The organism is Stenotrophomonas maltophilia R551-3, assembly GCF_000020665.1.
Taxonomy (GTDB): domain Bacteria; phylum Pseudomonadota; class Gammaproteobacteria; order Xanthomonadales; family Xanthomonadaceae; genus Stenotrophomonas; species Stenotrophomonas maltophilia_L.
Window position 1 is genome coordinate 3571436 of sequence record NC_011071.1, and the last position, 22717, is coordinate 3594152.

At 66.7% G+C, this 22717-nt stretch carries 19 protein-coding genes; 9 read left to right on the forward strand and 10 right to left on the reverse strand.

Annotation, left to right across the window (positions count from 1 at the left end; all coding sequences use genetic code 11):
* Positions 1-99: 99 nt before the first annotated feature.
* From thiS to SMAL_RS16230, 4 genes are all read left to right on the forward strand, one after another.
* Positions 100-300, forward strand: coding sequence for a sulfur carrier protein ThiS (thiS, locus tag SMAL_RS16215; RefSeq protein ID WP_008265079.1), 201 nt, complete (start codon positions 100-102; stop codon positions 298-300).
* A gap of 131 nt (positions 301-431) precedes the next feature.
* Positions 432-1226, forward strand: coding sequence for a thiazole synthase (locus SMAL_RS16220; protein ID WP_006387459.1), 795 nt, complete (start codon positions 432-434; stop codon positions 1224-1226).
* Positions 1226-1960 carry a tRNA (guanosine(46)-N7)-methyltransferase TrmB gene (gene trmB, locus SMAL_RS16225; protein WP_006387461.1) on the forward strand — a complete coding sequence of 245 codons (735 nt, stop codon included), beginning with the start codon at positions 1226-1228 and terminating at the stop codon, positions 1958-1960. Before SMAL_RS16220 ends, trmB begins: the two co-directional genes overlap by 1 nt.
* Positions 1961-1987: 27 nt before the next feature.
* Complete coding sequence (locus tag SMAL_RS16230) at positions 1988-3835, forward strand: SLC13 family permease (RefSeq protein ID WP_006387463.1); 1848 nt, start codon at positions 1988-1990, stop codon at positions 3833-3835.
* 119 nt (positions 3836-3954) lie between these two features.
* Here the strand turns inward: SMAL_RS16230 and SMAL_RS16235 are convergent, their stop codons facing one another.
* Entirely contained in the window at positions 3955-4290 is a 336-nt protein-coding gene (locus tag SMAL_RS16235; RefSeq protein WP_012511947.1) for a Rieske (2Fe-2S) protein, read from the reverse strand.
* Positions 4291-4468: 178 nt separating this feature from the next.
* On the opposite strand from SMAL_RS16235, the gene SMAL_RS16240 reads away from it, so the two are divergent.
* The 4 genes from SMAL_RS16240 (at position 4469) to SMAL_RS16255 (ending at position 7648) form a co-directional block, all read left to right on the forward strand.
* Positions 4469-4750: a hypothetical protein gene (locus SMAL_RS16240; RefSeq protein WP_012511948.1), complete on the forward strand. Its 282-nt coding sequence runs from the start codon at positions 4469-4471 to the stop codon at positions 4748-4750.
* Positions 4751-4825: 75 nt separating this feature from the next.
* The gene (locus tag SMAL_RS16245) at positions 4826-5542 is read left to right on the forward strand and encodes a fumarylacetoacetate hydrolase family protein (RefSeq protein WP_006387611.1); all 717 of its coding nucleotides are present in this window, start codon (positions 4826-4828) and stop codon (positions 5540-5542) included.
* Between the two features lie 55 nt (positions 5543-5597).
* A complete protein-coding gene (gene mscL, locus SMAL_RS16250; protein WP_012511949.1) occupies positions 5598-6002 on the forward strand; it encodes a large-conductance mechanosensitive channel protein MscL in 405 nt (134 codons plus the stop codon).
* Between the two features lie 224 nt (positions 6003-6226).
* Entirely contained in the window at positions 6227-7648 is a 1422-nt protein-coding gene (locus SMAL_RS16255) for a M28 family peptidase (RefSeq protein ID WP_006388317.1), read from the forward strand.
* A gap of 146 nt (positions 7649-7794) precedes the next feature.
* On the opposite strand, the gene SMAL_RS16260 is transcribed toward SMAL_RS16255, so the two are convergent.
* The 9 genes from SMAL_RS16260 to SMAL_RS16300 all read right to left on the reverse strand — a co-directional run bounded on the left by SMAL_RS16260 (position 7795) and on the right by SMAL_RS16300 (position 20657).
* Entirely contained in the window at positions 7795-9246 is a 1452-nt protein-coding gene (locus SMAL_RS16260) for an alanine/glycine:cation symporter family protein (RefSeq protein WP_006388325.1), read from the reverse strand.
* Positions 9247-9256: 10 nt separating this feature from the next.
* On the reverse strand, positions 9257-10249 hold the full coding sequence (locus tag SMAL_RS16265; RefSeq protein WP_012511950.1) for a hypothetical protein: 993 nt from the start codon (positions 10247-10249) through the stop codon (positions 9257-9259).
* A gap of 237 nt (positions 10250-10486) precedes the next feature.
* The gene (locus SMAL_RS16270; RefSeq protein WP_006388350.1) at positions 10487-11323 is read right to left on the reverse strand and encodes a TrmH family RNA methyltransferase; all 837 of its coding nucleotides are present in this window, start codon (positions 11321-11323) and stop codon (positions 10487-10489) included.
* A complete protein-coding gene (locus SMAL_RS16275) occupies positions 11316-12833 on the reverse strand; it encodes an alanine/glycine:cation symporter family protein (protein ID WP_012511951.1) in 1518 nt (505 codons plus the stop codon). Before SMAL_RS16275 ends, SMAL_RS16270 begins: the two co-directional genes overlap by 8 nt.
* 178 nt (positions 12834-13011) lie before the next feature.
* Positions 13012-13596, reverse strand: coding sequence for a GNAT family N-acetyltransferase (locus tag SMAL_RS16280; RefSeq protein WP_012511952.1), 585 nt, complete (start codon positions 13594-13596; stop codon positions 13012-13014).
* Positions 13589-16714: an efflux RND transporter permease subunit gene (locus SMAL_RS16285; protein ID WP_006388394.1), complete on the reverse strand. Its 3126-nt coding sequence runs from the start codon at positions 16712-16714 to the stop codon at positions 13589-13591. The genes SMAL_RS16280 and SMAL_RS16285 overlap by 8 nt, the downstream gene beginning before the upstream one ends.
* The gene (locus tag SMAL_RS16290; protein WP_012511953.1) at positions 16711-17817 is read right to left on the reverse strand and encodes an efflux RND transporter periplasmic adaptor subunit; all 1107 of its coding nucleotides are present in this window, start codon (positions 17815-17817) and stop codon (positions 16711-16713) included. The genes SMAL_RS16285 and SMAL_RS16290 overlap by 4 nt, the downstream gene beginning before the upstream one ends.
* A 272-nt stretch (positions 17818-18089) precedes the next feature.
* On the reverse strand, positions 18090-20153 hold the full coding sequence (locus tag SMAL_RS16295) for a TonB-dependent copper receptor (protein WP_012511954.1): 2064 nt from the start codon (positions 20151-20153) through the stop codon (positions 18090-18092).
* Positions 20154-20225: 72 nt separating this feature from the next.
* The gene (locus tag SMAL_RS16300; protein WP_012511955.1) at positions 20226-20657 is read right to left on the reverse strand and encodes a DUF2946 domain-containing protein; all 432 of its coding nucleotides are present in this window, start codon (positions 20655-20657) and stop codon (positions 20226-20228) included.
* Positions 20658-20896: 239 nt separating this feature from the next.
* Between SMAL_RS16300 and SMAL_RS20895 the strand changes: the two genes are divergently transcribed.
* Positions 20897-22248 (forward strand): IS3-like element ISStma2 family transposase gene (locus tag SMAL_RS20895; RefSeq protein WP_087943697.1). Its coding sequence is split into 2 segments (ribosomal slippage): positions 20897-21344 and positions 21344-22248, totalling 1353 coding nucleotides; the frame shifts between segments, so codons are not numbered across the junction.
* Positions 22249-22717 lie beyond the last annotated feature (469 nt).

Consider the following 22717-nt stretch of genomic DNA (forward strand, 5'->3'; position numbering starts at 1 on the left):
TTGTCGCCTGAACGCCTGACAGCACGCTGTGCCGGAGCTGGCGCCCGGCGGAAGTTGCAAGCATTCCGATCCTGGCAGGCCATCAGCGACAATGGGCCGATGAACATCCAGCTCAATGGCGAACCGCGTACCCTGCCCGCTTCGGCGACCCTCCACGACCTGCTCGAGGCCGAGCAGCTGCTGCAGCGCCGGGTGGCGGTGGAGGTCAACGGCGAGATTGTCAGCCGCAGCCGCCACGGCGAGCATGTTCTGGCCGAAGGCGACGTGGTGGAGATCGTGCACGCGCTGGGTGGCGGCTGAAGCGACCGCGCTGCGCGCTCGCCGGGCATGGCCCGGCGCTACCACGCGCGCACCTCCTCGGTAACGCCGGGCCGTGCCCGGCGGTGCAATCGCGTGACCCCATCTTCAGGCGGATAAGCGATAATCGCGCCATGAACGTTCAAGTCTCCCCCGATTCGCTGGTGATCGCCGGCAAGACCTATGGCTCGCGGCTGCTCACCGGCACCGGCAAGTTCAAGGATCTGGAAGAAACCCGCCTGGCCACCGAGGCCGCTGGCGCCCAGATCGTCACCGTGGCCATCCGCCGCACCAACATCGGGCAGAACCCGGGCGAGCCGAACCTGCTCGACGTGCTGCCGCCGGAGCGTTTCACCATCCTGCCCAACACCGCCGGCTGCTACACCGCCGAGGATGCGGTGCGCACCTGCCGCCTGGCCCGCGAACTGCTGGACGGCCACAACCTGACCAAGCTGGAAGTGCTGGGCGACCAGAAGTCGCTGTACCCGGACGTGGTGCAGACCCTCAAGGCCGCCGAGCAGCTGGTCAAGGACGGTTTCGAGGTGATGGTCTACACCTCCGATGATCCGATCCTGGCCAAGCGCCTGGAAGAGATCGGCTGCGCTGCGGTGATGCCGCTGGCTGCACCGATCGGTTCGGGCCTGGGCATCCAGAACAAATACAACCTGCTGCAGATCATCGAAGACGCCAAGGTGCCGATCATCGTCGATGCCGGCGTCGGCACCGCTTCGGATGCGGCGATCGCGATGGAGCTGGGCTGTGATGGCGTGCTGATGAACACCGCCATTGCCGGTGCGCGCCACCCGGTGCTGATGGCCAGCGCCATGCGCAAGGCGGTCGAGGCCGGGCGCGAGGCGTTCCTGGCCGGGCGCATTCCGCGCAAGCGCTACGCCAGTGCGTCGTCCCCGATCGATGGGTTGATCGGCTGATGACCAATCCGTTCGACAGTGCCGGTTCCAAGGCCCCGCCCAAGCCCTTCACCGTCAGTGAAGGCCGCCGCGAAGTGCGCAGCTTCGTGCTGCGCCAGGGCCGCTTCACCCCCGCCCAGCAGCGCGCGTTCGACGAACGCTGGCCACGCTTCGGCATCGACTACAACGGCCAGCCGCGTGACCTGGACGCGACCTTCGGCCGTCCCGCGCACAAGGTGCTGGAAATTGGCTTCGGCAATGGCGCCGCCATGCGCTTCGCCGCCCAGCACGACCCGTCGCGCGACTACATCGGCATCGAAGTGCACGCCCCCGGCGTGGGCCGCCTGCTGAACGCGCTGGCCGACGACAACGCCGATCACGTGCGCCTGTACCACCACGATGCGGTGGAAGTGCTGCAGAACGAGATCGCCGATGGCGCGCTGGATGAAGTGCGCATCTACTTCCCGGATCCGTGGCACAAGAAGCGCCACAACAAGCGCCGCCTGCTGCAGCCGGCGTTCGCCGAACTGATCGTGCGCAAGCTGCGCCCGGGCGGCCGCCTGCACTGCGCCACCGACTGGGAAGACTACGCCGAGCAGATGTGGGACGTGCTCGACGCCACCGCCGGCCTGGTCAACCGCGCCGGCCCGCGTGGCAGCGTGCCTCGCCCCGACTGGCGGCCGCAGACCCACTTCGAGACCCGCGGCCAGAAGCTCGGCCATGGCGTCTGGGACCTGTTGTACGACCGCACCTGATGATCGCCTGAGGACGCTGCGCCCCACATGGATACCGCGCTGACGCTGACCACTGACATGAAGCTCGTGCTCGGGCTGGTCGGCTTCACGATGGCGATGTTCCTGTTCGAGCGCATCCGCGCCGACGTGGTTGCGCTGGTGGTGCTGGTGGTACTGGGCGTGACCGGCCTGATCGCGCCAGAGGAGATCTTCGGCGGTTTCTCCGGTAACGCGGTGATGAGCATCATCGCCACCACCATCCTCGGCGCAGGCCTGGACCGCACCGGGGCGTTGAACCGGCTCGCCGCCTGGCTGCTGCGCCGTGGCCACGGCGTGGAGCAGCGGTTGCTGATGATGACCACGGCCATCGCCGGCCTGAACTCGTCCTTCATGCAGAACCCGTCCGTGATGGCGCTGTACCTGCCGGTGGCCTCGCGGCTGGCGGCGCGCACGGGCCTGACCATGCAGCGGCTGCTGCTGCCGATTTCGGCGGCGATCGTGATGGGTGGCGCGCTGACCATGGTCGGCAACTCGCCACTGATCCTGCTGAACGATCTGCTGGCCTCGGCCAACAACAACCTGCCCTCGGGCCTGGCCACCATCGAACCACTGCGCATGTTCGCGCCGCTGCCGATCGGCGTGGCGCTGCTGATCGCTTCGCTGCTGTACTTCCGCTACTACGGCGACCGCAAGCTGGTGGAAGAGGAAAGCCTGGTCAACGACGGGGTCACTCCGGCGCGTACCGAAAGCTACTTCGCCAAGACCTACGGCATCGAAGGCGATGTGTTCGAGCTGGTGGTCAGTGCCGAAAGCCCGCTGGTCGGCATGACCCTGGGCGAGGCCGAGAACCTGCACGATGCACCGCTGCTGCTGGCGCTGAAAACCGGCAACGACACCCGCCTGGCGCCGCCGGCGGAAATGCGCATCTGGGTGGGCAGCGTGCTCGGCGCGATGGGCCCGCGCGAGCAGATCAACGACTTCGCGCAGAACCAGTTCCTGCGCATGTCTTCGCGGCTGAAGCATCTCGGCGACCTGTTCAACCCGAGCCGCGCCGGTATTTCCGAGGCGGTGGTGCCGCCAACCTCGAACGTGATCGGCAAGAGCGCGGCCGACCTGCGCCTGCGCAAGGAGCGCGGCATCAGCCTGCTGGCGATCAACCGCGACAAGCAGGTGATCCGCGAGGACGTGCGCGACGTGCAGCTGCGCGCCGGCGACATGCTGGTCTTCCACAGCATCTGGACCGACCTGGCGCAGGCCGCCCGCAGCCGCGACTTCGTGGTGGTGACCGACTACCCGACCGGCGAGCAGCGACCGCACAAGTTCAAGATCGCGATGGCGATCTTCGCCTTGACCATCCTGATCGCGCTGACCAGCAAGCTGCCGGTGGCACTGACCCTGATGACCGGCGTAGCCGGCATGCTGCTGACCGGCGTGCTGCGCATGGACGAGGCCTACGCCTCGATCAACTGGAAAACGGTGTTCATGATGGCCGGGCTGATCCCGCTCGGCTGGGCGATGGATTCCAGTGGCGCGGCGGCGTGGGTGGCCGGCCATACCATCGACAAGCTGCCCACTGGCATCCCGGTATGGGTGCTGGAAGTGGCGTTGGCACTGCTGACCACGGCGTTCTCGCTGGTGATCAGCCATGTAGGCGCGACCATCGTGATGGTGCCCATTGCGGTGAACCTGGCACTGGCGGCGGGCGGCAATCCGACGGCGTTCGCGCTGATCGTGGCGCTGTCGGCGTCCAACAATCTGATGACGGCCTCCAACCCGGTGATTTCGATGATCACCGGCCCGGCCAACTACACCCCGCGCGAGATGTGGCGGGTCGGCGGCCCGCTGTCGCTGATCTACACCTGCGTGGTGGTGCTGATGATCAACCTGATGTTCTGAGGGGATTGATCGGCAGGGCTGCGATAGGTGGGTGCGGACCGTTGGTCCGCACAGGGCTTGCCTGCAACGGAGCGTGCGGACCAACGGTCCGCACCTACCTCAAGCAACATCGCCCGGCCTCAAGCCAGGTAGACCTGCCCGTCGCGCACGTCCACCGGCACCGCGCGCAGGCGGTCGCCCTTGCAGGGACCGGCGATGCAGTCGCCGCTGTCCAGCGCGAACGAGGCGCCGTGGGCGGCGCACACCAGGTGGCCTTCGCGGCTCTTCAGGAACTGGCCCGGCGCCCAGTCCAAGCGGCGGCCGGCATGCGGGCAGATGTTCAGGAATGCCCGCACCTGCGCACCGTCGCGGTACAACACCAGCGACTCGGCATCGCCATCGACCACCGCTTCGACCTCAGCAAACGCGCCATCGGCAATGGCATCAAGGGCGATCAGGGCAGCAGCGGCAGTCATGGCGAAGGCTCGGACAGTAAACGCGCATTGTCGCACGCCCACTCAGGTGACTGGCTGCAACATGAACACAAGTCATTGATTCGTAATAAGCACAGGCTATATTTAACGAGTTTTTCACTCAATGACAGTGGCACGTCCCGATACTCTGGTTTCGCTGATCCCAGCCTATCGAGCCGCCATGTTCAATCGCGCATCCGCCTTCAACCAGTTCCGCACCCTGTTCGCGCCGCGCAAGCCGCGTCACCCGCTGGTGCGCGTTGCCGTGGGCCTGCTCGGCCTGGCGATCCTGGCCGCGATGGTGTTCATCGGCGTGTTCGTCGGTGCGGCGATGATCCTGGTCGGCCTGGCGTGGAAGCTGCTGGCTTCGCGCAAGCCGGGCACTGCCCGTGCGCTCGACCCGAACGTGGTCGAGGGCGAGTTCCGCGTGGTGCGCAAGCCGGTGCTGCCGGCCTCGCGTTGATCCACGCCCTACGCGCCCGCTGACGGCGGGCGCCATGCGTTCTAGACTGCGGGCACGCCCTTCCTGGATGCCCGCATGTCCGATGTCTCCGATGTGATCCCTGCCGTAGCCCTGCCGCGTGTGCCGGTGGTGGGTGGTGGCAGCTTCCCCGTGCACCGTATCTACTGCGTCGGCCGCAATTTCGCCGACCATGCCCGCGAAATGGGCGCAGCGGTGCCGGCGGCCGACGACCGCGGCCGTCCGATGTTCTTCAGCAAGCCGGCCGATGCGATCGTGGTCGGACACGACGATGCCATCCCCTATCCCCCGGCAACCGCCAACCTGCACCACGAAGTGGAGCTGGTGGTGGCGATCGGCCGTGATGCGCCAGCCGGCGAACTGGCCGTCGCCGATGCCGACGCGCTGGTCTACGGCTATGCCGTCGGCCTGGATCTGACCCGCCGCGACCTGCAGGCCGCCGCCAAGGACAAGGGCCATCCGTGGGATGCGGCCAAGGGCTTCGATGCCTCGGCGCCGATCAGCGAGATCGTGCATGCCGCTGAAGTGGGCGACCTGGCCGCGCTCAACCTGTCGCTGGAGGTCAACGGCGAGGTGCGCCAGCAGGCCCTGCTCGACCAGATGATCTGGAACGTGCCGGAGATCCTGCATGAGCTGTCCAAGCTGTGGCAGCTGCGTGCCGGCGACCTGGTGTTCATGGGTACCCCGTCCGGAGTGGCCGCGCTGAAGCCCGGCGACCGCTTCAGTGCCCGCCTGGAAAACGTGGCCGAGCGCCACGGCGTGATCGCCGGCTGACATCACCTGCGCTACCCTGCGCGCTGTCCACTTCCCCCACCGGAGAAAAACAACAATGGGAATGCTCACCGAGTTCAAGGAATTCGCGATGCGCGGCAACGTCATCGACCTCGCCGTCGGCGTGGTGATCGGCGCGGCCTTCGGCAAGATCGTGACCGCGCTGGTCGAGAAGATCATCATGCCGCCGCTGGGCATGCTGATCGGCAAGGTGGATTTCTCGCAGTTGGCGTGGACGTTGTCACCGGCCAGCATCGGTGCCGACGGCAAGGAAATCCCGGCCGTGGTGATCGGCTACGGCGACTTCATCAATACGCTGATCCAGTTCGTGATCGTAGCCTTCGCCATCTTCCTGGTGATCAAGGTGATCAACCGCCTGTCGCGCAAGCAGGACGCCGCCCCGGCCGCCCCGGCCGAGGAAGTGGTGCTGCTGCGCGAGATCCGCGACAGCCTGAAGAAATAAGGTGGTAGCGCCGGGCCATGCCCGGCGGGACGCCATCTTGCCGCTGCGCTCGCCGGGCATGGCCCGGCGCTACCGCAGAAGCCTGTGAAAGCCCCGCCCCGGCGGGGCTTTCGCTTTGCCGGACGTGGCGGAAAACAGCGTTCGCGGCAGCCATGACCTCCCGCCCATGCGCCGGGCTGAACGACTGTTAAGCTCCAAGGCTTGGTCCCTTCCCGGAGCTGTCCATGCGTCGCCGCGTCCTTGCCATCGCATCCTCCCTCGCCCTGCTGGCCGCCCCGGCCTTCGCGGCGCCGCACACCACCACCCTGCCCCCGGCGTCGCTGTCCACCGCTGCGCAGCTGCGCGACCAGGCGCTGGCTGACGACACCGGCTGGAAGGTGGTTGAATCGCTCACCACCGAAATCGGCCCGCGCATCGCCGGCAGCGAAGCCGACGCCCGCGCCGTGGCCTGGGCCGAAGCCAAGTTCAAGTCGCTCGGCTTCGACAAGGTCTGGAAGGAACCGGTGACGTTCCCGAAGTGGGAGCGCCGCAGTGAACACGCCGCGGTGACCGGCAAGAACCCGCAGCCGCTGCAGATCACGGCGCTGGGCGGCAGCCCGGGCGGCACCGTTGAAGCCGAAGTGGTCCGCTTCGCCGACCTGGCCGCACTGCAGGCCGCACCGGCCGGTTCGCTGAAGGGCAAGATCGCGTTCGTTGATTACCAGATGCTGCCGTTCCGCGATGGCCGCGACTACGGCCGTGGCGGCGCGATCCGCAGCAAGGGCCCTTCCGAAGCAATCCGCAAGGGCGCGGTCGGTTTCCTGATGCGCTCGGCCGGTACTGACTCGCACCGCGTGCCGCACACCGGCATCACCCGCTTCGACGACGGCCTGACCCCGGTGCCGTCTGCAGCACTGTCGGTGCCCGACGCCGACCAGCTGGCCCGCCTGCTGGCCCGTGGCGCGACAACGGTGAAGGTGGCGCTGGACTGCGGTTGGGACGGCACCGCCACCTCGTACAACGTGATCGGCGAGATCACCGGCCGCAGCCTGCCCAAGGAAGTGGTGGTGATCGGTGGTCACCTGGATTCCTGGGACCTGGGCACCGGCGCAGTGGATGACGGTGCCGGCGTGGGCATCACCATGGCCGCTGGCCATCTGATCGGCCAGCTCAAGCAGGCGCCGAAGCGCACCATCCGCGTGATCGCCTTCGCCAACGAAGAACAGGGCCTGTATGGCGGCAAGGCTTACGCCGAGGCGCATGCCAAGGATGTGGCCCTGCACCAGCTGGCCGCCGAGAGCGACTTCGGTGCCGGCCGCATCTATGCCTTCAATACCGGTTCGCCGAACCCGGAAGGCTCGCGCGAAGCGACGAAGCAGATTGCCGAAGTGATGAAGCCGCTGGGCATCGAGTACCAGGCCGACAAGGGTGGTCCGGGCCCGGACGTCGGCCCGTTGGCCGCCAAGGGCGGCGCGTGGGCATGGCTGGCGCAGGACGGCTCGGACTACTTCCACCTGCACCACACCGCCGACGACACGCTGGACAAGATCGACCCGAAGGCGCTGGCGCAGAACGTGGCCGCGTACACCGTGTTCGCGTATCTGGCCGCGGAAGCCGATGGCAGTTTCGGCAGCGAAGCCAAGGCGACCACGCCGCCGAACGAATGATGCGCCAGCGCCGGGCCATGCCTGGCGAGCGCAGCGGGAAGATCGGTGCGAACCAAGGTTCGCACCCACCGAGTAATGGCGCACCCACCGGGCGATGGCGTGGGTCAGATCCCTCGCCATGAGCGAGGGATCTGACCCTGATCCTGTCAGCCCTCCCACACGCTGGTGTTGCGCACACCCAGCAGCTTCGGATTGAACAGCGGATCCTTGCCCGCCTGGCGATGCTGTTCGTAGTCGCGCAGCGCCGCCAGCGCCGGCTTCTGCAGCAGCAGGATGGCGATGATGTTCAACCAGCTCATCAGGCCGACGCCGATGTCGCCCAGCGACCACGCGATCGTCGCACTGTTCACCGCCGAGTAGCCGGTCGCGGCCAGGAACAGCAGCTGGAACCCGCCCATCACCCACGGCGCGGGACGATCACGGCACAGGTAGCTGATATTGGTCTCGGCCATGTAGTACAGCGCCAGAATGGTGGTGAACGCGAACGGCAGGATCGCCAGCGCCACGAACGAACGGCCGAAGCCCGGCAGCGCGGACTCCACCGCGTGCTGCACGAAGCGCGGCCCGGCCTCGACGCCAGGCAGATTGCCCAGCAGCAGGCGCGCCTCATCCGGAATGCCGTTCACTGCCGGGTCGTAGACGTTGTACAGGCCCGTGGACAGGATCAGGAACGCGGTAGCACTGCACACCACCATCGTGTCGATGTAGACCGAGAATGACTGCACCAGGCCCTGCTTGACCGGATGCGAGACCTCGGCGGCGGCGGCTGGATGCGCACCGCTGCCCATGCCGGCCTCGTTGGACAGCACACCACGGCGCACGCCCCACTGGATGGCGGTGCCGATCATTGCACCGAACGCTGCATCCACACCGAATGCGCTGCGCAGCACCAGCATGATCACCTCCGGCACTTTCTCTGCATTGAGCACCATCACCAGCGCGGCCACCAGCAGATACGCCACCGCCATCAACGGCACCACCCATTCGGCCACCCGTGCGATGCGGCGCACGCCGCCGATCAGGATCGCCCCCAGCACCACCAGCAGCACCGCCGTGGTGGTCATCACCGGCACGTCCCAGGCTTCGTTCACCGCGCTGGTGATCGCATTGGACTGGGTACCGGCCAGCATCGCACCGGCCAGCACGGTGACCAGCGCAAACAGCACTGCATACCAGCGCTGGCCCAGGCCTTTTTCGATGTAGTACGCGGGGCCACCGCGGTACTGGCCCTTGGCATCGCGGTCCTTGTAGATCTGTGCCAGCGTGGATTCGATGAAGGCGCTGGAGGCGCCGAGGAAGGCGACGATCCACATCCAGAAGATCGCGCCCGGGCCACCAAAGGCGATGGCCATGGCGACGCCGGCGATGTTGCCGACGCCGACGCGGCTGGACAACGACAGCGACAGGGCCTGGAACGGTGACACACCGGCTTCGGAGCGCTCGTGCCGGAACATCAGGCGCAGCATCTCCGGCAGCGCGCGCAACTGGATGAAGCGGGTACGCACGCTGAAGTACAGGCCGGCGAGCAGGCACAGCACCACCAGGTACGGGCTCCAGACGATGCCGAGGATGGTGTTGACGATGGATTCGATGTTCATCACCTGCCCCTCAGAAGAACATGCCCAGGGCGACCTGGGGGCTGATGATGCGGCCGGTGTTGCGCCCGGCCACGGTGAATTCGACGCCGGCGATCAGGCCCAGCGACGGGCTGAAGTGATACTCCACTGCCGGCGCCAGGCTGACGTTGCGGCTGGCCGGACGGTGCTCTTCAATCCGTTCGATCGCACCACTGCCGTTGCGTGCGAAGCCGCTCAGGCGCTGGCCGGTCTCGCGGCTGGCGGCCATTTCCATCACGCCCACCCAGCGCGAATTGAAGCTGTACTCGGCGCCTACCGACAGGCCCAGTACCGAGCCGCGCGAAATGTGCCCCTGGAAGCTGTCATCGGTGCCGTACACGCTGGTGCCGGAAATGGCGGTGCGCGACGGTGCCGGCCCGGCGCTGAGCTGGGCGCGCCAGCGCACGGGGCGGTCATTGCCCAGCCACACCACCTGCTGCACGCCCAGCGCCGCGGTGGTGCGCTGTACGCCGTCGCCCTGCGCATCCAGCGGATTGCCGGTGATGCGATCGTGGCTGCCGGTGCTGAAACGCTGCACCAGCGCGACCGAGATGGCCGGACGGGTGCCATCGGCATTCGGCGCCTGCAGCAGGTACTGCAGGCGTGCGGTGGTGTCACCGGCGCGGAAGCCGCTGCTGCGCGCACTGCCGGATTCGGAGCGCGAGGCGCTGAGATTGACCTGGCCCATCACCCGGTCACTGAAGCCATAGATGATCGGCACCACCGTGGCCCAGGCGCCACTGTGCTCGGCACTGCGGCGACGATCACCGTTGTTGTCGTAGTGGTCGCGGCTGTCGACCCGCACCAGATAGGGCTCGATGTACCAGTTGCCCTGCGGCAGGCCGGCGGGATTGGGAGTGATCAGCGGTCCGGTGAAATTGACGCCATCGAGACTGCGTTCCGCGGCCTGTAGCGATGGTGCGGCAAGCGCAGCGAGTGCCAGCACCAGGCAAGTGTGACGTGTGCGGCGTTGGATTCGATGCATGGAACCACTCCTGTACGACGTTGGAAGGAACTCCACCGTGCGGCGCGGGAAACGGCCCAGCAATGAGACAAATACTAAAATCGCTTGCATACCCATCAAGCGTGTTTGAAGCAACGTAAGCTGACGCAGATGACCCAGTTTGCTGCGCGTGCATCGTTTGCGGCCTTGCGCCGCGCAAAAGAAAACCCGGCCGCGAGGGCCGGGTCAGGAGATCAACACAGCATCAGCACGACAGGATCAGCCGTGGCGGCGGCTCGCCCACTGCGCCAGCAACACGGCCGTGGCCGAGGCCACGTTCAGGCTCTCCACCGCGCCGCTGCCGGGAATCGAGACCTGCAGGTCGCATTCGCTGGCAAGGCTGCGGTCCATGCCTTCGCCTTCGGCACCCATTACGTAGACCAGTCGTGCCGGCAGCGATGCGCGGAACACGTCCTCACCGCCCTCGACCAGTGTCGCGGCCAGCCCGAAACCGGCCGCTCGCAGCTGTGCCATGGCCTGTGCGTTGTCCGGCAACTGCACCAGCGGTACCGATTCGGCGCCACCTTCGGCCACGCGCGCAGCGGCACCAGACAGCGCCAGCGTGCTGCCGGCCGGCAGCAGCAGCGCCTTGACACCGAAGTGCGCGGCCGAGCGCAGGATTGCGCCGAAGTTGTGGGGATTGCCGACACCGTCCAGCCACAACGCCAGCGCCGGGCCTTCGCCCAGATCCTCCAGCCACTGCGCCAGCGGTACGACGGGCGCACGCAGCACGTCGGCCACCAGGCCTTCGTGATGGGTGGTGGCAGCCAGCTTGTTGAGGTCGCCCTCCTCCACCACGCGGTAGCCGACGCGGTTGGCCACGCACCACTTCAGCACCGGCTGCATGCGCGGAATCAGCGATTCCACCAGGTACAGCTTGCGCAGTGCCTGCGGGCGCTTGTCGAACAGGGCCTGCACGGCGTTCCAGCCGTACAGGCGCAGTTCGTCGTTGCCACGCCCCGGCGGTGGCGGGGTGCCGCCCTCACGCGGCGGCAGCGGGGTGGCCCGCGGCGGTCGCGACGACGGACGGCGGGCATTCTTCCAGGGATCATTCACTACGGGACAACTCCAGCTTGCGTTGACGCCAGAAATCGGCGTTCTTGATGCCCAGGGCATCGGGGTCGAAAATCGGATCCAGGCCCAGCTTCTTCTGCCGCTCGTAATCGCGCAGGGCCAGCATGGCCGGCTTCTGGATGATGAGGATGGCGATGATGTTCAGCCAGGCCATCAGGCCCACGCCGATGTCACCCAGCGCCCAGGCCAGGGTCGCATTATGGAACGCGCCGAACACCACCATGGCGATGATGCCCAGGCGCAGGCACAGCACGGTCAGCGGGCGCTTCTTGTTGTGGTTGACGTAGGTCAGGTTGGTTTCGGCCATGTAGTAATAGGCCATGATCGTGGTGAAGGCGAAGAAGAAGATCGCGATCGACACGAACGCCGAGCCCCAGCCCGGCAGCACGGCTTCAACACCGGCCTGCGCATAGCCCGCGCCTTCCGGAATACCGGCCAGGCCCTGGAAGATCGGCGCGGCACCCGGCACCGGCGAGTACACGTTGTAGGTGCCGCTGGCCAGGATCAGGAAGGCGGTGGCGGTGCACACCATCATGGTGTCGAAGTAGATGGCGAACGCCTGCACGTAGCCCTGCTTGGCCGGGTGCGAGACCTCGGATGCGGCGGCCGCGTGCGGGCCCGAGCCCTGGCCGGCCTCGTTGGCGTAGATGCCGCGCTTGATGCCCCACTCCACCGCCAGGCCCATCATCGCGCCGAATGCCGCATGGGTACCGAAAGCGCTCTTGAAGATGATGCCGAACATTTCCGGCACGCGGTCGTAGTTGATGATCATGATGACGATGGCGGTCAGGATGAACGCCGCCGCCATGAACGGCACCACCACTTCGGCGAAGTTGGCGATGCGCTTGACGCCGCCGAAGATCACCACGCCCAGCAGCAGGCCCACCACCAGTCCGATACCCAGCTTCAACGCCTGCGCCGATTCCATGCCAAAGACCTGACCATCAAGCGGGCCGCACAGCGCGGTGCCACGGCAGGCGTTGATGACGCTGTCGGCGATGGCATTGGCCTGCACGCCCGGCATCAGGAAACCGGCGGCGATGATCGTGGCGATGGCGAAGGCCATGGCATACCACTTCAGGCCCATCGCTTTTTCAATGTAGTAGGCCGGGCCACCGCGGTAGCGGCCTTCGGCGTCCTTGGTCTTGTAGATCTGCGCCAGGGTGCATTCCACGTACGAGGTGGACGCACCGAGGAAGCCCATCACCCACATCCAGAAGATGGCACCGGGGCCGCCGAAGGCGATGGCCGTGGCCACGCCGGCGATGTTGCCGATGCCCATGCGCCCGGCCATCGACATGGCCAGCGCCTGGAAGGAAGACACGCCGGCGTCGGACTTCTCACCTTTGACGGTAAGGCGGCACATCTCGACGAAGCCGCGGATCTGCATGAAGCGGGTGCGCAGGCTGAAGAACAGGCCGGCGGCCAGGCACATGAAGATCAGCGCCTTGCTCCAGATGATGCTGTTGATGAAATGTACGGTAGCTTCCACGCGCGCTCTCTCCAGTCGGCGGGTTGTGAGGACGTCCCGTCGGCTGGAAGGGACCGGTCGATTCTCCCTGATCGAAGGCCGCTGCGGTAGCGGCAGAAGGAATCCGCCGGGCATGGCCCGGCGCTACCGGCAATGACCGTGGCCCCCACGGTAGCGCCGGGCCATGCCCGGCGGCCTTTCAGGGCAGCTGCGTGCGCACCCGGGCGAAGCGGCGCAGGTCGTGCAGCACGCCGCGCTTGTAGACCGCGCAGCGGTCCACGCCCTCTTCCTGGAAGCCGTTCTTTTCCAGCACACGGGCCGAGCCGAGGTTGAAGTCGACCACCCCGGCCTGCAGCCTGAACAGGCGTAGTTCGTCCATCACCCACGGTGCGAACAGTCCGACCACGCGGGTCATCAGGCCCTGGCCCCAGTACGCGTGGCCCAGCCAGTAGCCCAGCTCCGCCATGTGCCCGCGCTCGGCATGGCCCTGCTGGGCCCCGACGCTGCCGCAGGCCTGGCCGTCGATCTCGATGGCCAGGTTGAGCGTGCCCGGCGCCAGCACGCGGCCAGCCAGGAAGGCCTCGCCATCCTCGCGCGTGTACGGGTACGGGAAACGATCGCGCAGGCCCCGCGATACCTCGGCGTCGTTGGCATGGCGCAGCAGCGATTCGAGGTCTTCATTGCGCCAGGGACGCAGGAGGAAGCCGTCGCCCTGCAGGTGTGGGGTCAGAGCCCTTTCCTCTTGGGAAAGGGATCCGACCCCGCTGGCGGTCAGGTCAGGCATGCCCACCCACCGACGGCGACTCCGCCTCCTGCTTCTCCAGCTCGCGCTTCACCGCTTCCGGCGAGCGCGTGTACGGCGCCAGCCGCGCGTAGAACGCCGGCACCACGAACAGCGACAGGAAGGTCGAGAGGGTCACGCCGAAGATGATCACGATGCCGATGGTGCCACGGCTGGCCGAACCGGGGCCACCGGCCACCACCAGCGGGACCGCACCGACCACGGTGGCGATCGAGGTCATCAGGATCGGGCGCAGGCGCACCATCGCCGATTCGATGATCGCCTCGCGCACGGTTCTCCCGTCGTCGCGCAGCTGGTTGGCGAATTCGACAATCAGGATGCCGTTCTTCGCCGCCAGGCCGACCAGCATGACGATACCAATCTGGCTGAACAGGTTCACCGTGCCACCGCTGACCCACAGGCCGACCAGCGCACCGAGCACGCCCAGCGGCACGGTCAGCATGATGGTGAGCGGGTGGATGAAGCTCTCGAACTGTGCGGCCAGCACCAGGTACACCACCAGCAGCGCCATGGCGAAGGTCAGCAGCACCGCGCCGCCGGCACTCTGGTATTCGCGCGATTCGCCCTTCCAGTTCACCTGCGCGTACTGCGGCAGCTCTTCGCGCGTGACCTGCTGCGCCCAGGCAATCGCCTCGCCCAGCGGATAGCCCGGCGCAAGGCCAGCATTGATGGTGATCGAGCGCAGGCGGTTGAAGCGGTTCAGGGTGCCGGCCTCGGCCACTTCGCTGAGCGTGACCAGGTTGGACAGCGGCACCAGCTCGCCGGAGGTGGCGCGCACACGGATCGCGGCGAGGTCGGCCGGGCTGGCGCGGCCATCGCGACCGGCCTGGACCAGCACGTCGTACTCCTCGCCGTTGTCGACGAAGGTGGTGACGCGGCGCGAGCCCATCATCGTTTCCAGCGCCGAACCGATCGCGGTGACCGGCACGCCCAGATCGGCCGCACGCTGGCGGTCGATGTTGACCCGCATCTGCGGCCGGGTTTCCTTGTAGTCCGAGTCCGGGCCGACCAGGCCGGGGTTGTCGGCCATGCGCAGCAGGATGCGGTCGCGCCACTGCGCGATCTCGGCGTATTCCGGGCCGCCCAGCACGATCTGGAACGGCTGGCCGCCACTGCGCACCAGGCCACCGCCCACCTGCGTGCGTACGCGCACGCCGCGGATGGTGTCCAGTTCCTTCTGCAGCTCATTGGCCACTTCCGGCGTGCCTTCGCTGCGCTGGCGCCACGGCTGCAGGAACACGCTGACGCGGCCGGTATGCATTTCCTCGCTGGCGCCCCAGCCGCCCGGCACGCGCGGGTTGGCGCGCACGATCGGTTTGTCGGCGCCCACATGCGGGGCCAGCATCGCTTCCACCTGCTGCACCTGCTGCACGGTGTAGTCGTAGCCGGCGCCTTCCGGGCCGTCGATCATGATCTGGAACGAACCGCGGTCTTCGGCCGGTGCCAGTTCCGACGGCAGCAGCTTGAGCAGACCCCAGCTGGCGGCCAGCGCGGCCACCATCACCAGCAGGTAGATCCAGGTGCGATCGACATGGTGATCGAGCACCCGCCCATAGGCGCCGGCCAGGCGCTCCAGGTTGCGGTTGATGAAACCATGCAGGCCACGCGGCGCCTGCCCGGTATGCGGCTTGAGCAGCTTGGAGGCCATCATCGGCGTCAGCGTCAGCGCCACGAACGCGGACAACGCCACCGCCGCGGCCAGCGCCACTGCCAGTTCGCGGAACAGCCGTCCCGTGTTGCCCTCCAGGAAACCCACCGGCAGGAACACCGCCACCAGCACGGCCGTGGTGGCGATCACTGCGAACGCCACCTGCGCGGTACCGCGTTTGGACGCCACCAACGGCGGTTCACCCAGATCGATGCGGCGCTGCACGTTCTCCACCACCACGATCGCGTCGTCCACCACCAGGCCGATGCACAGCACCAGGGCAAGCAGGGTCAGCAGGTTGATCGAGAAGTCGAACGCATACAGCGCGATGAACGCGGCGACCAGGCACACCGGCACCGTCACTGCCGGAATCAGTGCAGCGCGGAAGCTGCCGAGGAACAGCCAGATCACCGCCAGCACCAGGATCATCGCTTCCACCAGCGTGGCGTAGACACGGTCCACTGCGGCTTCGATGAAGGTGGTGTTGTCGAAGGCAACGAAAATCTGCGTGCCCTTGGGCAGGGTCAGCGCGACCCGCTCCGCCTCAGCGCGCGCGGTGCGTGCCACGTCCAGCGAGTTGGCGGTGGAGGTCTTGACGATGCCCAGGCCGATGCCCGGTTCACCGTTGCTGCGGTAGTAGGCGCGACGCTCGGCCGAAGCCAGCTCGATCTTCGCCACGTCGCCCATGCGCACCACGTAGCCGTCGCGGCCCTTGCCCAGCGGGATGGTCGCGAAGTCTTCGGGCTTGATGTAGTTGCGCTCCACGCGCAGGGTGAAATCGCGGTCGGTCGATTCGATGCGACCGGCCGGCAGTTCCACGTTTTCGTTGCGCAGCGCGGTTTCCACATCGCCGGTGGTCAGCCCGCGCGCCGCCAGCTGATCGCGGTCCAACCAGATGCGCATCGCATAGCGCTGGCGGCCACCGATGCGGACCTGGGCCACGCCATCGAGGCTGGAGAAACGATCGACCACATAGCGGTCGGCGTAGTCGCTCAGCTCCAGCGTGTCCATGGTCGAGGAGACCATGTTGAACCAGATGATCGGGTCGGCATCGCTTTCGACCTTGGCGATTTCCGGCGGACGTGCTTCTTCCGGCATGCGGTCGGCAACGCGGCTGACCGCATCACGCACGTCGTTGGCCGCGGCCTCGATATCGCGGTTGGAGGTGAATTCGATGCTGACCTGCGAACGGCCGTTGTTGCTGCGCGCGTTGATGGTATCGATGCCTTCGATACCGGCCAGCGCGTCTTCCAGCACCTGGGTGATGCGGCTTTCGATGACCGCCGCCGATGCACCGGTGTAGTCGACCGACACCGAGACGATGGGCGGATCGATGGCTGGTAGTTCGCGCAGGGTCAGGCGGGTGAAGGACATCACGCCCAGCACCAGCAGCAGCAGGCTCATCACCACGGCGAACACCGGCCGCTGGATGGAGGTGTCGGACAGCTTCATCCGCCGTGGCCCTCGGCCGCGACCGGCACCGGTGCATCAGCCGGTTTGGCACCCTTGGCCGGTGCCGCGTCCTTGGCGGCTACCTTCAGGCCCGGGCGCAACTTGCCGGTGCCATCGACCACGATGCGCTGGCCCGCTTCCAGGCCCTGCCTGATCTCGACCACGCCGGCACGACGCGCGCCGGTGACCACGTCCACGCGCTCGACACTGTCGTCGCTTTTGATGCGGTACACGAAGGTATCGCGGCCGACCTGCACCACCGCGATTTCCGGCACCACCAGCGCCGGCCGTTCGGGATGGAACAGGCGCACGTCCAGCAGCATGCCCGGACGCAGTGCGTGGTCGCTGTTGGCGAAGTCGGCGCGCACGGTCACTGCACGGGTCGCCGGATCGATGCGCGCATCGATGGTGCTGACCACGCCTTCGAAGGTGCGGCCTGGCCAGGCCACGCTGGACGCACTGACCTTGTCGCCGACGCCGAGCGCGGCCAGTTCCACTTCCGGCACCTGGAAATCGATGTGCATGTGCTCGATGTCGTCGAGCGTGGCGATCACCGTGGTCGGCGTCAGCAGCGTGCCCGGGCTGACCTGGCGGATGCCGAGCACGCCGGCAAACGGCGCACGCACACGACGGTCACCGATGTCCGACTGCATCTGTGCCACGCGCGCTTCGGCGGCATCGCGGATCGACTTCTGCGTATCCAGCGTGGCACTGGACACCAGCCGCTGCGTGGCCAGCTCGCGCTGGCGCTTGTACAGCTGGTCGGCCTCGTGGAAGGTGGCCTGCGCCTGCACCAGCGCGGCCTCCTGGGCCTGCCCGCGCAAGGTCACGATCGGCGCACCGGCGACGATGTGCTGGCCGCTCTCGAAGTGCACCTTCTCGACGATTTCGCTGACCTTGGCGGTGACACTGATCGATTCGCGCGCCTTGGCCGTGCCCAGCGCCTGCAGGGTGTCGCTCCACTGCGTGGGCTGCACGACCTGCGCGGTGACCGGCACTGCTTCGCCCTGCCGACGTGCGGCAGCCTCCTGTTTGCCTGCGCACCCGGCCAGCACGGCCAGGCTGAGGCCGAAGGCCAGGGTCGAAGCGATACGAGCCAACATGAACGGTCCTGATTGATCCACGGCCGCCGAGTGTAGGCAAGGGCCTGCATAAGCGATATGTGCCAAGCGTTTACCGGCGTGGAACCGGCACCGCGCTAGCGCCTTCAACCGGTTCCGTGCAAGGCTGGTGCTGGCGGTGTCGACTTGTGTCGGGGTGTATCCAGCGACCCATTGCCGACGTTGCCATCGTAGAGTCGAAGCTGCCCGACAGAGGGCGTCGGGCGGGGACGGATCCTGGCGGGGATCCGGCCCCGTTTTTTTTGCCCGGCGGATCAATACCGGTAGTTCACCTTCATCCACACGCTGCGGCCCGGCTCATTGATGCGTACCGGGTCGGCCGGGAAACCGAAATCGGCACTGCCGGCCAGGTTCAGGTGCTCGCTGTAGGCGCGGTCAAACAGGTTGTCGACACCCGCGCTGAGCTGCAGTTGCGAACTGAAGCGGTAGGCGGTGTTGAGCGCAAAGGTGGCGAAGCCGGCGCTCGGTCCCAGGTCCTGCGCGACCACGTTGCCCTGGCCATCGGCGACACGGTGCTGGTGGGTCACCGCCCGCAGCAGGGCGCCAGCACTCCAGCGCTGGCCTTCCCAGTTCGCACTCAGGCGCGCTTCCAGCGGCGGCATCTGCGGCAACGGTCGCTGCTGGTCGCGGTTCTCGCCCCAGGCATAGGCCAGCGTGCCGCCCAGTTTCCACTGTTCGGCCAGCGCCACTTCCACGCCCGCCTCGGCACCGGCAATGCGGGCATCGACGTTGCGGGCCTGGCTCATGCCCATCATCCCGCTGCCGTGGTAGGTGAACAGGATGTAGTCCTGGATCTGCCCGGCGTACGCCGAGACCCAAGCGTGCACGCGCGGACCCTTGTACTGCATGCCCACATCAAGCTGGGTGGTGCGCTCGGGCTGCACGCCGCTGAATGCATTCACCGCGCCGGCCGGTCCCTGGTTGGGCGAGAACAGCTCCCAGTAGTCGGGCATGCGCTCGCTGTGGCCGAGGCCGGCGTACCAGGTCAGGCCGTCGGCCAGATCCTGCTCGTAGCGCAGGAAACCACTGCCCAGCCATTCCTTGCGCTGCAGGCCAGCGGTCGGGTTCGGCCGGTTGCCCATCATCCCGCGCACCGACTGCCGCTCATCGCGGACGCTGGCGCGATCGATGCGCAGCCCGCTGATCCAGCGCTGGTCGGTGCCGGCGCCGAGGGTGAGTTCGGTGAAGGCACCGTAGCGGCGGAAGTTGGCATCGGTCTCCCACGCCGCCTGCCGGTAGGTGTCGCGGCCCATGCCCATGCGGCCGCGGTGACGACTGCCCTCTCCATCCACACCGGCCACCAGCTGCACATCCTGCCAGCGCCACTCGGAACTGACCCGCCCGCCCTGGGTGCGGCGGTCCACGTTAGAGGCCATCGGCATCGGCATCATGCTGTGCGGGTTCGGCGTGCGCAGCGTGTAGTTGTCCATCACGTGATCGGCCTCGTTGTAGTACACATTGGCCTGCAGCGTGTCCCACGCACCCGGCAGGTTGCGCTTCTCGAAGCGCGCCGCGTAGCTGGTGCGCTCGAACGCGGCACCGTCCATGCCACGGCCCGCGTAGCGCGCGATCGCATCGCCGGCACCGGCGGAGATTTCCAGCAGCGTGTCGGCATCCGGCGTCCAGCCGATGGCCACGTCGCCGTTCCACTTGCGCCACTTCGACGGCACCACGTCGCCATTGCCGTCCTTGTAGTCATCGGCTTCGGAACGGTTGCCGCTTGCACGCACGTAACCGGTCGGATTGCCCAGGGTCAGGTCCAGCACCTGGTCGTTGCGGTTGCGCGAACCGACCAGCGCACTGGCATCGGCACGCAGGCCCGGTTCCTCGAAGCGCGGCGTATCGCGCTCGAAACGCACGGTGCCGGCCGACGCGCCCGCGCCCCAGCGCACGCTCTGCGGCCCCTTGATGATGGTCAGCCGGTCGAAGCTTTCCGGCGCGATGTAGGACAGCGGATTGTCCATGCGCGACGGGCAGGCACCGATCAGGTTGCCATCGTTGCTGAGGATGTTCAGGCGCGAACCAAACATGCCGCGCAGCACCGGGTCGCCATTGGTGCCACCGTTGCGGATGGCGGAGAAGCCGGGGACGGTTTTCAGGTAATCAGCACCGTCGCTGGCGGGCACCGGCTGCCGCGGCAGGCGCGGATCGGTCACCCAGTGCAGCGGCGAGGACGGTGCAGCGGCGGTCACCACCATCGTGTCGAGGGTGCGCGCCTCTTCGGCAGGCGCAGCGTGAGCCAGTGACGCGGTCACGGCCAGGCCAAGGGCAACCGGCAGGCGCGCGCAGGCGCCCGCGGGGCGGGAAGTCATTTTCATCGGAACAGCTCCAAAGTACGCACGCGCGCACGGCGCCCGGTCAGGCGTCGTGCGGCAGATTCGATAGGGACATCAGCGAACGATGGAGAAGCGCGGCGGCCCACGCGCGGCATGTGCCGGCCACCGCAGTGCCGGCAGCACCTGCTGCGACCATGGGAACGCCAGCTGCGGCCGCCACAACAGAGGCAACAGCAGCACCAGCACGGCCAGCCACGGCAGCAGGCGCATGGCCAGCACGCAGTATTCGCAGGCTTCGCCATGCATGGCGTGGGGGTCGGCCGGACGGCTGGGCGCTGCCGGCGCGGCGCCGTGTTGATCGTGCCCAGGCATGGCCATGTCGTGCATGTCATGGCCCATGGCGGCGTGGTCCATGCCTGCCATCGCGGCATGCTCCATCGGCTGCGCCTGCAGCGAGCGGCTGACCAGTGGCGCAAGCACCATCAACAGCGTCGCCAGGACGGCGAGCTGGAGCAGAAGGCGCTGCGGGCGGGACAGGCGGGTCACCCCGCTAGTGTAGAGCCGGGTCCAGGGTTACCCGTGCGACGAACCGTCGCAGGAGGGGGTTTATCGGCAGGGCTGCGCCCTGCACCCGCTGCGAGCTGGAGCAACAGCAACAGCAACAGCCGAAGCAGAAGCGGAATTCCTGTGGGTAGGCGGGGTGGGTCCGGTTGCGGGAGACGCCGTAAACCCGTCCCTGAAGTGACCCCCGGGAATTGGACACCAGATCCAACCCCGAGGGATACATGAACAGATACGACGCGCGTTTCAAACTGCAGGTCGCCAAAGAGGCCTGCAAGACCTCCACATCGGTCAAAGCCATTGCCCGTCGCCACGGCCTGGAGTTCTCCACGGTCAGGCGCTGGGTGGCGACCTATCGGCTGCATGGTTGGCGAGGATTTCATCGCCAGGCCCGGTTCTATGACCTCCCGTTCAAGCTGGCTGTCCTGGAGAAAATGAGCCAGGACGGCATGTCCGGGCGGGAGGCCACCACCTACTTTCAAATTGGCGATGCCGGCGCGGTGGGGCGATGGCGGCGCCTGTATGCTCAAGGCGGTGCCCAAGCGTTGGCACCCCCTCCGCCGCCGCCCCGAAAGCCGATGAAAAAGACCCGTTCGTCCAAGCCACCTGAAGATATGAGCCGCGATGAGCTGCTCAAGGAAGTCGCCTATCTGCGTGCGGAGACCGACTACCTAAAAAAACTCGATGCCTTGATCCGGGAAGAGCAGGCGGCGCAGGACGCAAAGCGCAAGCCGTCCAAGGATTGAGGCAGGTTCATACGCTGTCGCTTCTGCTCGAAGCAGCTGAGCTGTCACGCAGTACGTTCTATTACCAGAACCATGTCCTGGCCCATCCGGATCAGGACGAGGCACAGCTGTGCGAGCGCATCCGTGCAATCTACGATCAAAGCCAAGGGCGCTATGGCTATCGCACGGTGACGCTGGAATTAGCCAATCAGGGCCATCGGACCAATCACAAGCGGGTTCAGCGCCTGATGGGGGAGATGGGGCTGAAATCGCGGGTGCGTGTGAAGCGCTACCAGGCCTTCAAGGGGGCGGCCAACGTTGTGGTTGGCAATGACCTCAATCGCCAGTTCCATGCCGAGCGCCCCAACCAGAAATGGGTGACTGACGTGACCGAGTTCAAGGTGCAGGGCATGAAGCTGTACCTGTCGCCGATCATGGACCTCTACAACGGCGAAATCGTGGCTTATCAGATCAAGCGTCGGCCCGTATTTGATCTGGTGGGCCAAATGCTGGAGGAGGCCATCAAGAAGCTTCCCCCGGATGAGCGCCCCATGATCCACTCCGACCAGGGCTGGCAGTACCAGCATGAAAACTACCGGCACATGCTGGAAAAGCACTCGTTGAAACAAAGCATGTCCCGGCGCGGCAACTGCCTGGACAATGCGGCGATGGAGAGCTTCTTTGGGACGCTGAAGTCGGAATTCTTCTACCTGAACAGCTTTGACAGCATCGAGAGTCTGGAAGCTGGGCTGGTGGAATACATCCAGTACTACAACGAAGAGCGCATCAAACTGAAACTGAAAGGTCTCAGCCCGATAAAGTACCGGGAGCAGGCCCAATCGGCCGCCTGACCCCGTCCAAGTCTCGGGGGTCACTTCACCCTGGGGGCTTGGCCGCGGCATCCATGCCGCGGACACTCCCGCAACCGGACCCACCCCGCCTTCGACAGTTTTCCGCGATCTGTCGGAACGACTCTCGGGGTCAGATCCGTTTTCCTTCGGAAAACGGATCTGACCCCAGATGTATTTCGATATCTGACAGCTTTCATCCACGCATGGCGTGGATCTACCGTGTCGACCAAGGTCGACACCTACCAATAGCCGCCAGAATCTGTCAGAGGTGGGGCGGTGTGGGCAGGCAGGACCGTTGGCGCCATGGATGGCGCCATCGAGCCCCCATGGATGGGTTTACGGCGTGTCCTGCCTGCCCACACCGCCCCGCCATCCCACAGGAAACCCGCATTTGATGTTGCTGTTGCTTCTGAGGTTGCCGGCCAGCGGCCGGCACTACCGCGGGTGCAGGGCGGCACGCCCTGCTCGA